General features: G+C 62.9%; 14 protein-coding genes and 1 pseudogene. 3 read left to right on the plus strand and 12 right to left on the minus strand.

The features are described 5' to 3' along the window. Window positions 1–32: 32 nt before the first annotated feature. The 7 genes and pseudogenes from H0274_RS02835 to H0274_RS02865 form a co-directional block, all read right to left on the minus strand. Window positions 33–1,373, minus strand: a complete 1,341-nt coding sequence (locus tag H0274_RS02835; RefSeq protein ID WP_226792831.1) for an MATE family efflux transporter — start codon at window positions 1,371–1,373, stop codon at window positions 33–35. Between the two features lie 60 nt (window positions 1,374–1,433). After that, window positions 1,434–2,711 carry an SAM-dependent methyltransferase gene (locus H0274_RS02840; RefSeq protein WP_226792832.1) on the minus strand — a complete coding sequence of 426 codons (1,278 nt, stop codon included), beginning with the start codon at window positions 2,709–2,711 and terminating at the stop codon, window positions 1,434–1,436. 85 nt (window positions 2,712–2,796) lie between these two features. After that, window positions 2,797–3,537: a molybdopterin-binding protein gene (locus tag H0274_RS02845; protein WP_226792833.1), complete on the minus strand. Its 741-nt coding sequence runs from the start codon at window positions 3,535–3,537 to the stop codon at window positions 2,797–2,799. A gap of 13 nt (window positions 3,538–3,550) precedes the next feature. Then, complete coding sequence (locus H0274_RS02850; protein WP_226792834.1) at window positions 3,551–4,228, minus strand: cytochrome b/b6 domain-containing protein; 678 nt, start codon at window positions 4,226–4,228, stop codon at window positions 3,551–3,553. Further along, window positions 4,225–4,989 (minus strand): SDR family oxidoreductase, encoded by a 765-nt coding sequence (locus H0274_RS02855; protein ID WP_226792835.1) that lies wholly within the window; start codon window positions 4,987–4,989, stop codon window positions 4,225–4,227. Before H0274_RS02855 ends, H0274_RS02850 begins: the two co-directional genes overlap by 4 nt. A gap of 263 nt (window positions 4,990–5,252) precedes the next feature. Continuing rightward, window positions 5,253–5,534 (minus strand): annotated as a pseudogene (locus H0274_RS02860) (GIY-YIG nuclease family protein); the annotation flags it as partial. Window positions 5,535–5,603: 69 nt separating this feature from the next. Continuing rightward, the gene (locus H0274_RS02865) at window positions 5,604–6,242 is read right to left on the minus strand and encodes an MOSC domain-containing protein (RefSeq protein WP_226792836.1); all 639 of its coding nucleotides are present in this window, start codon (window positions 6,240–6,242) and stop codon (window positions 5,604–5,606) included. A 119-nt stretch (window positions 6,243–6,361) separates the two neighbouring features. Between H0274_RS02865 and H0274_RS02870 the strand changes: the two genes are divergently transcribed. Next, window positions 6,362–7,828: a carotenoid oxygenase family protein gene (locus H0274_RS02870; RefSeq protein WP_226792837.1), complete on the plus strand. Its 1,467-nt coding sequence runs from the start codon at window positions 6,362–6,364 to the stop codon at window positions 7,826–7,828. A 196-nt stretch (window positions 7,829–8,024) separates the two neighbouring features. On the opposite strand, the gene H0274_RS02875 is transcribed toward H0274_RS02870, so the two are convergent. From H0274_RS02875 to H0274_RS02885, 3 genes are all read right to left on the minus strand, one after another. Then, entirely contained in the window at window positions 8,025–9,227 is a 1,203-nt protein-coding gene (locus H0274_RS02875; RefSeq protein WP_226792838.1) for an amidohydrolase family protein, read from the minus strand. Between the two features lie 185 nt (window positions 9,228–9,412). After that, window positions 9,413–9,787 carry a glycine zipper 2TM domain-containing protein gene (locus H0274_RS02880; RefSeq protein ID WP_226792839.1) on the minus strand — a complete coding sequence of 125 codons (375 nt, stop codon included), beginning with the start codon at window positions 9,785–9,787 and terminating at the stop codon, window positions 9,413–9,415. A 154-nt stretch (window positions 9,788–9,941) separates the two neighbouring features. Then, window positions 9,942–10,550, minus strand: a complete 609-nt coding sequence (locus tag H0274_RS02885) for a class I SAM-dependent methyltransferase (protein WP_226792840.1) — start codon at window positions 10,548–10,550, stop codon at window positions 9,942–9,944. Window positions 10,551–10,613: 63 nt separating this feature from the next. Between H0274_RS02885 and H0274_RS02890 the strand changes: the two genes are divergently transcribed. Next, window positions 10,614–11,471 carry a PhzF family phenazine biosynthesis protein gene (locus H0274_RS02890; protein ID WP_226792841.1) on the plus strand — a complete coding sequence of 286 codons (858 nt, stop codon included), beginning with the start codon at window positions 10,614–10,616 and terminating at the stop codon, window positions 11,469–11,471. 146 nt (window positions 11,472–11,617) lie between these two features. Here H0274_RS02890 and H0274_RS02895 read toward each other — a convergent pair whose 3' ends face one another. After that, the gene (locus H0274_RS02895) at window positions 11,618–12,214 is read right to left on the minus strand and encodes an FMN-dependent NADH-azoreductase (RefSeq protein WP_226792842.1); all 597 of its coding nucleotides are present in this window, start codon (window positions 12,212–12,214) and stop codon (window positions 11,618–11,620) included. Between the two features lie 92 nt (window positions 12,215–12,306). On the opposite strand from H0274_RS02895, the gene H0274_RS02900 reads away from it, so the two are divergent. Next, on the plus strand, window positions 12,307–12,702 hold the full coding sequence (locus tag H0274_RS02900; protein WP_226792843.1) for a winged helix-turn-helix transcriptional regulator: 396 nt from the start codon (window positions 12,307–12,309) through the stop codon (window positions 12,700–12,702). Window positions 12,703–12,857: 155 nt separating this feature from the next. Here H0274_RS02900 and rlmN read toward each other — a convergent pair whose 3' ends face one another. Next, the gene (gene rlmN / locus H0274_RS02905) at window positions 12,858–14,171 is read right to left on the minus strand and encodes a 23S rRNA (adenine(2503)-C(2))-methyltransferase RlmN (protein WP_461395893.1); all 1,314 of its coding nucleotides are present in this window, start codon (window positions 14,169–14,171) and stop codon (window positions 12,858–12,860) included. Window positions 14,172–14,342 lie beyond the last annotated feature (171 nt).

Consider the following 14,342-nt stretch of genomic DNA (forward strand, 5'->3'; position numbering starts at 1 on the left):
CCGGATAAGAGACTATGGAATCGCCCGGCGCTCTATGCGCCATCGCGCCCCGGTGCAAGGCGGGCGAGCAGGCGGGGCCAGTGGAAACCCAGCGCCAGCGCGCGGAAGGCATAGCCCGCCAGCAATGCGAGCCATACTCCGTTGGCGCCAAGGGGGCGCAAGGCGAGGTCGGTTGCGATATAGGCGGCAGTGGCGAACAGCGCCGCATTGCGCAGCGCGCGCCCTTCGGTGGCGCCGATGAACACGCCGTCGAGCAGCCAGGAAGCAAGGCCGACGAGCGGCACCAGCGCCACGAACCACAGCAGCGGGGCGGCGGCGGCACGTACTGCCTCGCTGGTAGTAAGCATGGCCACCAGCGGCTCGCCCGCCAGCAGGATCAGGGCAGTGAAGGCAAGGGCGGCCCACAGGCACCATTCCGCCACCAGCCGGACAGCGCGCAGGAAATCGGCCCGCGACTGCGCTCCGATGGCGCTGCCGACGCGCTCTTCCGCAGTGAAGCAGAAGCCGTCGAGCACGAAGGCGGTGATGGAAACGAACTGCATCAGCACATGCTGCGCGGCCAGTTCCGCCTCTCCAAGCCGGGCCCCGGCATTGGTGAACCAGGTGAACAGGGTGAGCAGGGCAATGGTGCGGATCATCAGGTCGCGATTGACGGCCAGCAGCCGCGCAAGCGCCGGGCGGCTGAGGATTGCCGCGCGATGAGGGAGATTGCGCCATACGTCCCGCGTCAGCCACAGCCCGGTGGCCAGTGCCGTCCATTCCGCGATGGCCGTGCCGAAGCCTATGCCGCGCACGCCCATGCCGAGGCCCCAGACCAGCGCGATATTGGAGACCATGTTCACGCCGTTCATCACCAGTTGCAGCGCGAGGGCGTGGCGGGTGCGACGCATGCCCAGCAGCCAGCCATTGATCGAATAGAATGCCAGCAGCGCCGGCGCGCCCCACAGGCGGGCGTGGATGAAGCCGGCGGCCTCCCGGTCCAGCGCGCCGCCGCTGGCCATGAGCGCGAGGGCGGCGGGAACGATCAGCCATTGCAGCGCGAACAGGCCGATGCCGAGCATTCCGCCCAGCAGCACGCCACGTGCCAGCAGGGCATTGGCTTCCACGGCCTTTCCGCTCCCCCGCGCCTGCGCGACAAGGCCGGTGATGCCCATGCGCAGAAAGCCGAAGGCCCAGACGAGGAAATTGACGATGGCCACGCCCAGCGCCACCGCTGCCAGCGCGGTCGCATCGCCGGTTCGCCCGATGACCGCCGTATCGACCACACCCACCAGCGGGATGGTGGCCTGGGCCAGCATGATCGGCCATGCCTGCGCAAAGATCGCGCGGCGGGTGATCGAGCTATCGCGGTTGGGGTGGATGGCGGAAACCATGGGCGCCCTTCGCATGGGGCCCATGGCCGGGCAAGCCGGGAAACGCCCGCGAGGGCTGGCCTATTCCGCCGCTTCCGCCTGCCGGGCGAGATGCCATTCGGGTGCCTCGTCCGCAGCCATCAGCCGCGCAGCTTCTTCCGCGATGTAGTTCCGCGTCATCGGCAGGGCGCTGCGGTTCTTGATCGACTGGAGGTGGAAATTGACCATGCCGCCGGAAATGAAGCTCTGCTCCGCCCCGGCAAGGTAGAACTGCCACATGCGGAACAGCCGCTCGTCATAGAGCTCGACGATTTCCTTCTCGTGCTGGCAGGTGCGGCGATACCATTCGGCCAGCGTGTGGGCATAGTGATAGCGCAGCACTTCCACATCGCCCACTTCCCAGCCGGTCCGTTCCATGGCGAAGACCAGCTCGCTCATCGCGGGAATATAGCCGCCCGGGAAGATGTATTTGCGGGTCCATTTGTCGGTCGTCCCGCGTCCGCGTGCCCGGCCGATCGTGTGGGTCAGCATCACGCCATTGTCTGCGAGCAGCTCGTTCGTCTTGGCGAAATACTCGCCATAATGGAGCGCGCCGACATGTTCGATCATGCCCACGCTGGTGATACGATCGAACTTGTCCTGAACATCGCGATAATCGCGCAGTTCGAAGCGCACCTTGTCGGCCACGCCTGCCGCCGCTGCCCGTTCATTGGCGAATTTCACCTGATCGGGGGCCAGGCTGACGCCCAGCACTTCGCAGCCGTAATGCCGGTTGAGATAGAGCGCGAGACCGCCCCAGCCGCAGCCGATGTCGAGAATCTTCATGCCTTCGCCCTGTCCGGGCCGGATGTGCAGTTTGGCGGCGATCAGGGCCAGCTTGTCCAGCTGGGCGCGTTCCAGCGAATTGGCCGGATCGCGATAATAGGCCATTGTGTAGAACCGCCCCTCGTCAAGGAACAGCTCGTAGAAACGGCGGGTGAGATCGTAATGGTGGACGACATTCTTGCTCGCCTTGGCGCGCAGATTGATGCCGTCCAGCTTGGCCGCCACATAATCCAGCCCCCGGCGCACGGGGCTGGGCGGCTTGAAGCCCCTGCGCCCGGCATTGCGCATTACCAGCAGGATCATGTCGCGAATGTCATGCGGTGGCTCGACTATCAGCCGCCCGTCCATATAGCATTCGCCCGCGCCCAGATCGGGGTGGCGCGCAATATGCATCGCCGCGCCCTTGTCGGTCAGGCGGATGGAGATCGGCTCTTCAGCCTTGTCCCCGAAGTCGTATGTTTTTCCGTCATAGTCGGTGATGACCAGACGGCCTTCACGGATAATCTGCCGAAGCAGTTTCTCGAGCAGCCACATGGCCTGTATCCCCTTGGCGTTTTCGCGCCCCCAATGACAATCTTTGAATAGGCGCGCAGGCCCTGTCAATCACTCGCTAACCCTGTCAGATTCCCGCATACCATTGATAGCCGGTGCGATCTTCCCAATAACCACCTTTGCCCGCGCCGACGTCCGCCAGGCTGGCGACTGCTTCGATCCCGGTGAGATATTTGGCATGTTTGTAGCCCAACTGCCGCTCGATCCGCATCCGCAGCGGCGCGCCGTTCTTAACCGGCAAGGGCTCCCCATTCAGGCTGTGGGCGATGATCGTCTGCGGGTGGAAGGCATCGACCAGATCGACGCTTTCGTAATAGGCGCTGCCATTAAGCATATCGGCGCAATGGAAGATGATGAAACGCGCTTCCGGCTTCACGCCCGCCATTTCAAGGATATGGGCGAGCTGCGGCCCAGTCCACTGGCCGATGGCGCTCCATCCTTCCACGCAATCGTGGCGGGTGATCTGGGTCCGCTGGGGCAGGGCCCTCACGTCGTCGAGCGAGAGGGAGAGCGGGGTGGAGACGAGGCCCGTCACGCCCAGCCGCCACAATGCAAAATTCGCGGCCAGATGCGCCTTGTAGGCGGCGTCCTGCGGGTCGGTAGTGCCGTTGCCGCGGAAAACGGGAGAAATGTCCTCAGAGCTAAACTCCCGCGCGAGAGCCGTGCGGCGGCCGAGCAGGTCGTGCAGCCCCCTGTTCCAGTCCTCCACAGAGGAAAGCAGCGAGGAAACCGGCCCGGTTTCCGCCAGTTTGGAACAGCCGGTGGCGAGGAAGGCGCCGGCGCCGGCGAGGAGGGAGCGGCGCTTCATGGATTATCCTCCTTCATGTGCCCCCCGTGATCATGTCGCGGATCTGGCCGATGGGGCCGGAAAGCAGCACCAGCACCAGATGCACCGCCAGAAAGCACACCAGGGTCCAGGCGCAGAGGAAATGGATCGAACGGGCACTCTGACGGCCGAAGAAGATATCCAGCAGCCACGGCCAGTTGGCATCCATGCCGGGGCTCATGGCGAGGCCGGTGAAGATCATCAACGGCAGCAGGATGAAGATCACTGCGCCATAGCTGGCCTTCTGCAGGAAATTGAACTTCACCCCTTCATGCCGGAAATCCAGCCGCAGATGCTTGACGATGTCGGCCTTGATCGCACTCCAGCGCCATTCGCGCGGCCGGGTAACCAGATCGCGGATGAAATGGTGGTTCACCAGCGAGACCACCATGAACAGCAGCAGCCCGAAGGCGAAGGGCCAGGCGATCAGCAAATGCCATAGCCGTGCCTCAGCCAGGCTGTAATGGCCGGGAATGGTCATCCAGTTGGGAAAGCGCACCAGGTGGAGCCAGGCATCTGCACGATCAAAGCCATAGTCGCCCCAGTAAAGCCTGGGATGGGCGTTGGATATGCCCAGGCCCGACATGAACAGCCCAATCAGGCACGCGGCGTTCAGCCAGTGCCACAGGCGCGTGGGCAGGGCATGTTTCCTCTGCGGGGCGGGCTTGGTCACGGCCTCTCCTCTTCCCGCGCAAGATAGAGCACATCGCGGGGCTGGGAAAGCAGATGCTGGCCTGAATCAACGAACAGGGTAGTGCCGCTTTCCAGCCAGCCCTGCGCCAGGAAGAAGGCCGCATCGGCCACTTCGGCAGCGCTGGTCAGGCGGCGCAGCAGATTGAGGCGGCCCGAAACCTCGAATTCCTCGGGCGTCTGGTCATGGCTGGGCAGGATCGCGCCGGGCGCGAGGCCATAGATCCGGTCCCGCCGCCGCCGGTCCGCCATGGCCAGCATCGGGATAGTGGCGGCCAGCGCATGTTTGCTCATGGTATAAGAGAAGAAATCCGGGTTCGGATTTGCAAGCTTCTGATCGGTAATAGCGATCACCTTGCGCCCCGCCGGACTGCGGGCATTGGCGAGAAAGGCCTGCGCCATGCGCACCGGCGACACTGCATTGATCCGCATCGAAAGGCGGCTGGTTTCAGGATCGAGCCCGGTCGCCTCGTCCGGCACGAAGATGGAGGCGGAATTGATCAGCACCCGCCAGTCCGGCAGCCGGGCGGCAAGTGTTTCGATCATGGCGATCGCTGCCTCGCTGTCGATGAGATCGCACACCACGACCTCCGCCGAAGGCAGAGCGGCGGCCAGCGCATCGGCTTCCCGGCGGGAACGATTGCAGTGGATCACCACATGCCAGCCTTCTGCCGCGAACCGCCGCACGATCTGCGCGCCGACCCGCTTGCCGCCGCCGGTGACGAGGACTGCCGGGCCTGTCATCCGGGGAGGGGGATGTTACACATCCGCACGGGTTGGAGGGATGAGGGGTAGAATTGGGAGAAAAACAAGCTGTTTCGGTGGCTCGTGTCTGACTGTCGGGCGTTTTGGGAGCGGTGCATCATCCCGGGCAGTGGACCATATTTCCGCGGAGTAGAAAAGGTGGGATTAGGGGTAATGTACCCACCAAATTCGTCATTCCCGATTACCCATTTCCGTTCGTCCTGAGCCTGTCGAAGGACGCGCGCCAACCTCCGCTCAAATCAGTCCTGCCGGTTTCGAGCCAGCAGTTTGATCCGTTCCCAATCCCCCGCGATAAGCGCCTCTTTCTTGGCACGGCTCCAGCCCTTGATGCGGCGTTCGGCGGAAAGAGCTTCTTCCCGTGTAGGGAACCGGTCTGACCATACCAGCGTCACCGGCCTGCGATCAGCGGTATAACCTCCGATCATGCCGCTTTGGTGCTGGGCGATGCGCGTTTCCAGATTGTCGGTATGGCCTGCGTAATAGGAACCGTCATTGCAGCGCAGGAGATAGGCGTGGAAATCCATTTGGGCTGACCTTTGTGCGCGTCCTTCGACAGGCTCAGGACGAACGGAGGGGGATAAAGGCGGGCAATATCACCCCACCTTCGCCGCCGCCCTTTCCCGCCACTCGGGCGAAAGCGCATCCAGCGTCCCCAGCTCCGCAAGCTCACCCCTGTCCGCGCCCTTATGGAACATCAGCGCGAACACCCGCGCTATGCTCCAGCCCTTATGCCCCGGCACTTCCAGCACGAAACTGTCCCCGGCCGTCACCACGCCCGGTTCCATCACCCGGTAATACCAGCCGCAGCGGCCGCTTTTCAGGACGCTGGCGGTGATGCCTTTTGCGCCGAACTTGTGGTCGATTTTCCAGCAAGGCTGGCGGCCCTGGCTGACTTCCACCAGCGCAGTGCCGAGGCGATAGTGGTCGCCGATCAGCACGTCGCTTTCGGTGAGGCCCAGAGTGGAAACATTCTCGCCAAAGGCGCCGGGTGCGGCCAGCAGGGGGTGGTCGCTCAGCTCGTCGCGCCAGCCGGCGTAATGGTCCAGCGGATAGTGATGTAAGGCCATATGGGTGCCGCCGTGATGCACCCGGTCCGCCTGTTCATCCCCATCCAGCCCCATCGCGCCCACGGAAACCGGGCCCGCCGCGGGCTGTTTGACGATGGCGCTCTTTTCCTCGCCGCGAAAGGGCACGGCCCTGCCGGTGAGGATAGCTTCGATCCGGTAGGCCATGCGTTGAACTCCCGCGAAAAATTTCCTTCCGCCTTTCGCGCGTTTGTTGCCCCAGATCAATTCGCGGCGCGGCAGGATCGGTAGATTGATGAAATATCAATGAACTTGGAAGGATCGCCATGGCCCATTATCCCAACACCCCCGGCTTTACCGGAGTGCTCCGCCCGCTGCGTATCGAAGGCGACATTCTGGATGTGGAAATCGAGGGCGAAATTCCGGCCGAGCTGAACGGCACGTTCCACCGGGTGCATCCCGATGCGCAATTTCCGCCCAAATTCGAGAATGACCAGTTCTTCAATGGCGATGGCATGGTCAGCATGTTCCACGTCCATGACGGGAAGGTGGATTTCAAACAGCGCTATGCCCAGACCGACAAATGGAAGGCAGAGCGGGAAGCAGGCCGCAGCCTGTTCGGCGCCTATCGCAATCCGCTGACCGATGACGACAGCGTGAAGGGCATGGTTCGCGGCACGGCCAATACCAATGTGATGGTCCATGCGGGCAAGCTCTATGCGATGAAGGAAGACAGCCCCTGCCTGATCATGGACCCGCTGACGCTGGAGACCGAAGGCTACACCGATTTCGGCGGAAAGATCGAGAACCAGACCTTTTCCGCCCATGCCAAGATCGATCCGGTGACGGGGAATTTCTGCAATTTCGGCTATGCCGCCACGGGGCTATTCACCACCGATTGCAGCTATTTCGAGATCGATCCCGAAGGCAATGTCCTGTTCGAGACTTTCTTCACCGTGCCCTATTATTGCATGATGCATGATTACGGGCTGACGCAGGATTATGCGATCTTCCACATCGTGCCCTGCACCGGCAATTGGGACCGGCTGAAGGCGGGCAAGCCGCATTTCGGCTTCGACAAGACGCTGCCGGTCTATCTGGGAATCCTGCCGCGCGGCAGCGGCGTGACCAACAAGGACATGCGCTGGTTCAAGGCGCCCAAGACGATCTTCGCCAGCCATGTGATGAACGCCTTCCAGGACGGGACGAAGATCCATTTCGACGTCCCCCAGGCCGAAGGAAACAGCTTCCCCTTCTTCCCCGACATTCATGACGACAGCTTCGATCCGGTGGCGGCGCTGCCCTATCTCCATCGCTGGACGGTGGACATGGGATCGAACAGCGAGGAGTTCCAGTCAGTCGAGAAACTGACCGACTGGATCGACGAATTTCCCCGGATTGACGAACGCTATGTCGGCCAGCCCTATCGCCATGGCTGGGGGCTGGTGATGGACCCGGAAATGCCGATGGAATTCCTGCGCGGGCGGGCATCGGGCTTCAAGATGAACAAGATTGGCCATTGGGACCATGCCACCGGCAAGCAGGATTTCTGGTGGGCCGGGCCGCAGAGCATCGTGCAGGAACCCTGCTTCGTGCCGCGCCACAAGGATAGCGCGGAAGGGGATGGCTATATCATCGCGCTCGTGGACAATCTGATCACCAATTACAGCGATCTGGTGGTGCTGGACGCCCTGCGTATGAGCGATGGCCCGATCGGCCGTGCCAAACTGCCGATCCGTATCCGCTCCGGCCTGCATGGCAATTGGGCGGATGCATCGAAACTGCCGAGCTGACGGTTTGATGAGTGGGGCAGGGAAGGCCGCGTTTCCGCAAGGGAGCGCGGCCTTCTCCACAAGCCCCGTTCGTCCTGAGCCTGTCGAAGGACGCGGGAAAACGACAGCCCAACATCCCTGATGGGGTTCCGTTCGCGCGCGTCCTTCGACAGGCTCAGGACGAACGGAGGTGGTTAGTGGGAGGCAGTGGCGCCGCTTAAGCCGCCACAGCCTCCTGCCCGATGGCCAGCTTCGCCCGCAAGGTCACCTTGCTCAGATCCAACCCATAGAGCTTGGCCGCATTGCCGCCGACGATCTTCTTCACGTCTTCCGGGTTCATGTGGCCCATGGTCTTTTCGATGGTCGGGCGGCTGTTCGGCCAGATCGAGTCCGGATGCGGATAGTCGCTGGCCCACAGGAGATTGTCCGGCCCCCAGAATTCGAGCAGCCGCATGGCGGTGGGGCTCTGCTGGAAGGTGCCGTAAACCTGCCGGCGGAACAGGTCCGAAGGCTTCATCTTGTGCGGGATGCCGCCCTTGTCGTCCCAGTAATCGGCGCATTCCCACAGGCGATGGTGGCGATAATCGAGTTCTTCGACCACCCAGGGAACCCAGCCCACGCCGCTTTCCGCGATCACGATCTTCAGGCCGGGATGGCGTTCCAGAATGCCCCAGGCGAACAAATCCACGAAGGGATCGAGGAACTGGTCGATGAACATCTTGGCGTGGAGGAAGGTCGCGCCCGGGCTGCCCTTGTATTTGTCGAAGGCCTTGGTGGCCGAAGGGAAGACGGTAACGTGGAAGGACAGGACGATGCCGGTTTCTTCCAGCAGTTCGAACAGGGGTTCCCAGCGGGGATCTTCCAGGCGCGGTTCGGCCACGGCGATCTGCAGATTGGCCTGCTTCACCCCGCCGCGCGCGGCAAGGCGCTTCAGCTCGTCAATCGCCGGTTCGGGATGCGGGGGCAGCATGGCCACGCCGATCAGCCGGTCCGGCGCGGCGGAGCAGAAATCGTCATAGAGCCAGTCGTTGAAGGCGGAATAGCAGGCGCGCATCAGCGCCTCGTCATCGGTCTTGATCGAAGTGACCGGGCCGAACACCAGATGGCCCCACACGCCGTCACGGTCCATGTCTTCCAGCCGCAGCTTGGGGTTGCCCGCGCGCAGTTCGGTAATGTCTTCCACGCCGCCGCGATCGTATGCGGTCTTGATCGGCTTGGGCCCGCCGAAGCTGAACGCCTTGCCGGACCACATGCCCCAGCTCTGCCCGTCACACACCCAGTGCGCCATGCCCTTGTCGTTCACTTCGATATGCGGTGCGCGATCGCCCCATTCGGCTTCCATGCGGCGGGTCCACACGTCGGCGGGCAGCATGTTGAGGTCGAGATGATCGTCGCAGGAGATCAGCGGCGTTTCGATCATGATATCTCTCTCCGAGGAAATTTGCTTAGCTTGCTTTCGACATGGCAGGAGCGGAGCCGCTACGCAATGAACTTTATACAGGCACCAAAGGGCAGGCAGGCGCGAAAATACGAAAGGCCGCGCAGCTTTCGCCGCGCGGCCTTTCGCTGTTGAGCGTGAAATGGGGAGGGGAGGGTGCGTCTGCCTTAGCGGCAGCGCGCCTCGCCCCGATCGATCTCGCGGCCCAGCAGGCCACCCACGGCGGCGCCCAGAATCGTGCCGACGGCGCGGTCGCCGCGCGTATCGATGGCCCGGCCCACCAGCGCACCACCGGCGGCGCCGATGATCAGGCCAGTCGTGCCATTGTCGCGCTTGCAGTAATAGCGGCCGTCGTTGCCGCGCCATACGCGATCATTGTGGCTGATGCGGCGCGGCTCCTTATAGCGGCCGCGGCTGTCATACATGCTGCGATCGTCATGGCGGTGGCTGTGATAATGGTCACGACCCCGTTCGTGAGCCGCAGCGGGAACAGCGGGCAGAACCAGGCCGGCAGCCGCAATGGCCATCATAAACTTCTTCATGGCTCGATCCTTTCCTTCCTGATCAGATCCAATGAAGGCTTATTCGTTCATCCAGGCAAAACCTTTGCTGAACGGATCGTTGGGATTTCCATCTGGAGCCGAGCCGTGAATTTTGCGGGATGGGCGGAGTGTTTCGGATGTTTGCAGGCAGTTTTCAGGATTGTTTCCGGGCCGTCACCGCATGCCAGAGGGTGGGCGTGCCGCCGAAGCTGCCGCCCTGCGTAGTTGCGATCTCCAGCCCGGCCCAAACCGCCGCCTGGCCGTATGCCGATTCGAGATCAGGCAGGGACAAATAGCTGTAGAACCGGCCGAAATCGTCCCGCCCATTGGCGTGGTGGGGGGAGCCGTCTCCACCTTTGTAATTGGCAAAGAAAAGCGCGCCGGGCTTCAGCGCGCGGTGAATGCGGGCGAGGATGCCGGGCAAATCCGCCAGCGGCACATGCAGCAGCGAGGCATGGCACCATGCCGCGTCATAGAGGCGATCGGCATCCAGTTCCTCATACAGCATCACCGGCACCGCGCGGCCCAGCCTTTCGCTGGCGAGCCGCGCCATCTCGAGCACGCCGTCGCTTGTATCCACTTCGAAGCCGCGCGCGATCATGCGCTGCGCATCGCGCCCATCGCCGCAGCCCATTTCCAGAATGCGCGCGCTGGGGGCAAGACCATCGAGGAAGGCGTCCAACTCCGGGCGAAGTTCGTGGGGCAGGGCTGCAGCCCATTCGCGCGAACGGGTGCGATAGAATTCGGCGGTTTGCGGGTCCATGGTGAGGGCTTACGCAATCGGGTTCGTCATTGCGAGTGACTGTTCAGGTGAAAGGCAATTCCGGTGACTGACCAAGTGCTTCTCGATCTCGTCGACGTGTTCGGTGCCGCACCGCTGAGGGGCAATCCGCTGGCAGTGGTGCGCGGGGCGGAGGGGTGGAGCGGGGAGCGGATGCTGCGGCTTACCCAATGGCTGGGCTTTTCGGAAACGACCTTCCTCTTGCCGCCCAGAGATCCGGCGGCGGATTACCGGGTGCGGATTTTCTATCCCGGCGGTGAATTGCCGTTCGCCGGGCACCCGACGCTCGGCACCTGCCATGCGTGGTTGCAGGCAGGCGGCCAGCCGCGCCGTGAAGGCGTGATGGTTCAGGAATGCGGCGCCGGGCTGGTGGAAGTGCGGCAGGAGGGGGAGATGCTGTCCTTCTGCGCCCCGCCGCTGGTGAAGAGTGGAGAACTGTCTGACGAAGAGCGCGCCGAAGCAGCCCGCATCGCCGGGGTGGATGAGGGCGCCATTCTTTCCGCCGTCCATGCCGATAACGGCCCCGGCTGGAAGATGCTCCGCCTGCGTTCGGCAGAGGATGTGCTGGCCGCCAGCCCCCTGCCGCGCGCGGAGCCGGGTACTGACCTTGGCCTTGCCGGCCCCTATCCGGACGCATCTGAGGTGGCGTGGGAAATTCGCGCCTTCTTCGTCAATGACAAGGGATCGCTGGTGGAAGACCCGGTGACCGGCAGCTTCAACGCCGCAGCGGCCATGTATCTGTTCGGTACTGGCCTTGCGAAAGAGAGCTACGTTGCGGCTCAGGGGCGCAAGCTGGGGGCGGATGGCCGCGTGTTCTGCTGCGTGGACAAGAACAATGCGGTGTGGGTCGGGGGCAGGGTGGTGACGATTTCCAGCGGCGGAGTGATGCCTTCGTTTGACTGAAGTAGCCGCTGCGCGCGGCCTTCGACAGGCTCCGGCAGGGCGGAACTTAATATGATTTCCAGGACACTACCCGTTCGTCCTGAGCTTGTCGAAGGGCGCGCGCAACGTATCCTCCAACAAGCCCAGGCTGACGAGTTATCGCAAGATCAGAGCTTCGCGATTTCTTCCTTGGCCGCCGCAATCGAGGCCGCGCGGGCTTCGGGGCCATAGCCGATCTTTTCGGCGCGGATGAATTCGACATTGTCGATGCCGATGAAGCCGAACATGTCGCGCAGATAGGTTTCCTGATGTTCCATCGGGCCGTCAAAGGCATATTCGCCGCCGCGCGAGGAGATCACGATTACCCGGCGGCCACCGGCCAGGCCCTTGGGGCCGGCTTCGGAATAGCTGAAGGTCACGCCGGGCACGCCCAGGCGGTCGAGCCAGGCCTTGATCGAGCTGGGAATGGTGAAGTTGTACATCGGCGCGCCGATGATCACTACGTCCGAAGCCAGGAACTGATCCAGCACCGCGCGTTCCGCCGGGAAAGCGGCGGCCATTTCAGGCGTGTGCGCTTCGGCCGGCAGGCGAATCGCGCCGGTGGTGGCGGGGGTCAAATGGGGCAGGGGATCGGTCGCGAAATCCAGCGAAGAGATTTCGGCATCGGGATGCTTGGCAGTGAAATGCTCGACCGCAGCCTTGGTCAGCTCACGGCTGACGGAATTCTCGCCCGTGGTGGCGCTGTCGATATGCAGAATCTTCATCTGGAATTCTCCGGTAACAAACGATAACTTGGGGCCATATGGAAACCACTGCCACCCTCGCGCAAGAAGGCACTTTATTGTCCGATAGGAACATGGATGTTCCTTTGGAGGCCTTCGTCGCTCTCGAGGTGCCGCATAGCGGCGCCTGCCGGACCGTTACCGAAGTGCTTAACCGCGTGGGCGATAAGTGGTCCATGCAAGTGGTGATGTGCCTCGATGAAGGGCCGGTGCGTTTCAACGAATTGCGGCGCGCCATCGATGGTATTTCCCAGCGCATGCTGACCCGTACCCTGCGCGGTCTGGAGCGGGACGGGCTGGTCAGCCGCACTGTGACCCCCAGCATCCCGCCGCGCGTGGATTATGCGCTCACTTCGCTTGGCCATTCGCTCAAATGCCCGGTCAAGGCGCTGGGCGCATGGGCAGTTGCCAATCGCGAGGCCATCGCGACGGCGCGCGAGAAATATGATGCGGAGTGCGAGGAGGATTGAGCCTGGGCCTCAGGTTCGATCTGCGCCTTTTCGTCACCATTGCGTTACGTCATTGCGAGGGCCGCAGGCCCGACGCAATCCGGGGCGAAACGCGTTGAGCTCTGGATTGCTTCGCTGCGCTCGCAATGACGATGTATGGGATGGAGCGTCAGCCCTTACCCCTGCGGGAAATCGGCCTCCAGCGCGGCCTGCTTTTCAGCGGCCAACCGATCCAGTTCGGCGCGGCTCTTCTTCTCGGCAGCGGTCTTCAACTGGCCGCAGGCGGCATCGATGTCTCGCCCGCGCGGAGTGCGCACCGGGGCTGAAATGCCTGCCTCGAACACAATTTCCGAAAAACGCCTTACCCGTTCAGGCGTGGAGCATTCGTAGGGCGCACCGGGCCAGGGGTTGAACGGGATGAGGTTCACCTTGGCGGGCAGGCGATATTGCTTGATCAGCCGGACCAGCTCGCGCGCATCCTCGTCGCTGTCGTTCTTGTCCTTCAGCATCACATATTCGAAGGTGATGCGCCGGGCATTGGACGCGCCGGGATAGTCGGAACAGGCCTTGAGCAGTTCCTCGATCCCGTATTTGCGGTTGATCGGCACGATCTCGTCGCGGATTTCCTTGGTCACCGCATGGAGCGATACGGCGAGGTTCACGCCGATTTCCTCGCCGCAGCGTTCCATCATCGGCACAACGCCGCTGGTGGAAAGGGTGATGCGGCGCTTGGACAGGGCAAGCCCGTCACCATCCATCACCAGCCGCAGGGCATCGCGCACATTGTCGAAATTATACAGCGGCTCGCCCATGCCCATCATCACGATATTGGTCAGCAGGCGCCCGTCGGAGGTATAGCTGTTCGAGCCCTCATCCCCATCCTCATACTCGTCCTCATCGTCATAATCGAGGCCGGCCATGGTGGCGGGGCGGGGGTCGTTCGCGCTCTTCGGCCATTCGCCCAGCGCATCGCGCGCCAGCATCACCTGGCCCACGATCTCGCCCGGAGTGAGGTTGCGCACCAGCCGCATCGTGCCGGTGTGGCAGAAGCGACAATTGAGCGTGCAGCCGACCTGACTGGAAACGCAGAGCGTGCCGCGATCCGCATCGGGGATGAACACCATCTCGTAATCATGGCCGTCATCGGTGCGCAGCAGCCATTTACGGGTGCCGTCGGTCGAATGCTGGGCTTCCACGATCTGCGGGCGGCCGATCACGAAGCGTTCGGCCAGCCAGGGGCGCATGGTCTTGGCAATGTCGGTCATCGCCTCGAACTCGGTCACGCCGCGATGATAGAGCCAGTGATAGACCTGTTTGGCGCGCAGGCGAGCCTGTTTCGCATCGAGTCCGGCCTCGGCGAACAGTTCGGCAATGCGCGGCCGGGCAAGGCCGAGCAGGTCGATGCGGCCGTCTTCACGCGGCGTGATGTCGCGCGCGACGGGAACCGGGTCAAACTGACCGGGGATCGGGATAAGCGGAGTGTCTGTCACAATGCGCCGCATATAGGAGTAGTTTCGCCGCACGCAAAGACTGTGCGGCCACCCGCGCGACAGGCGGCCCGGCGCTGTCGGTGCACGGTTGGTCGGCGAAGCGATGTTGCGGAAATACAACATTTTTTTCGTTGTCTGAGGTTCATCTGCAAGGCGCATTTTCGGCTTCAC

This window comes from Fulverythrobacter ferritrahens, assembly GCF_020539485.1.
GTDB classification, from domain to species: Bacteria; Pseudomonadota; Alphaproteobacteria; order Sphingomonadales; family Sphingomonadaceae; genus Andeanibacterium; species Andeanibacterium ferritrahens.

Bases quoted from the DNA above. Each gene is read 5' to 3' on its own strand.
- H0274_RS02835 (WP_226792831.1), bottom strand. From the start codon at position 1,373: ATGGTTTCCGCCATCCACCCCAACCGCGATAGCTCGATCACCCGCCGC.
- H0274_RS02840 (WP_226792832.1), bottom strand. From the start codon at position 2,711: ATGTGGCTGCTCGAGAAACTGCTTCGGCAGATTATCCGTGAAGGCCGT.
- H0274_RS02845 (WP_226792833.1), bottom strand. From the start codon at position 3,537: ATGAAGCGCCGCTCCCTCCTCGCCGGCGCCGGCGCCTTCCTCGCCACC.
- H0274_RS02855 (WP_226792835.1), bottom strand. From the start codon at position 4,989: ATGACAGGCCCGGCAGTCCTCGTCACCGGCGGCGGCAAGCGGGTCGGC.
- H0274_RS02865 (WP_226792836.1), bottom strand. From the start codon at position 6,242: ATGGCCTACCGGATCGAAGCTATCCTCACCGGCAGGGCCGTGCCCTTT.
- H0274_RS02870 (WP_226792837.1), top strand. From the start codon at position 6,362: ATGGCCCATTATCCCAACACCCCCGGCTTTACCGGAGTGCTCCGCCCG.
- H0274_RS02875 (WP_226792838.1), bottom strand. From the start codon at position 9,227: ATGATCGAAACGCCGCTGATCTCCTGCGACGATCATCTCGACCTCAAC.
- H0274_RS02880 (WP_226792839.1), bottom strand. From the start codon at position 9,787: ATGAAGAAGTTTATGATGGCCATTGCGGCTGCCGGCCTGGTTCTGCCC.
- H0274_RS02885 (WP_226792840.1), bottom strand. From the start codon at position 10,550: ATGGACCCGCAAACCGCCGAATTCTATCGCACCCGTTCGCGCGAATGG.
- H0274_RS02895 (WP_226792842.1), bottom strand. From the start codon at position 12,214: ATGAAGATTCTGCATATCGACAGCGCCACCACGGGCGAGAATTCCGTC.
- H0274_RS02900 (WP_226792843.1), top strand. From the start codon at position 12,307: ATGGATGTTCCTTTGGAGGCCTTCGTCGCTCTCGAGGTGCCGCATAGC.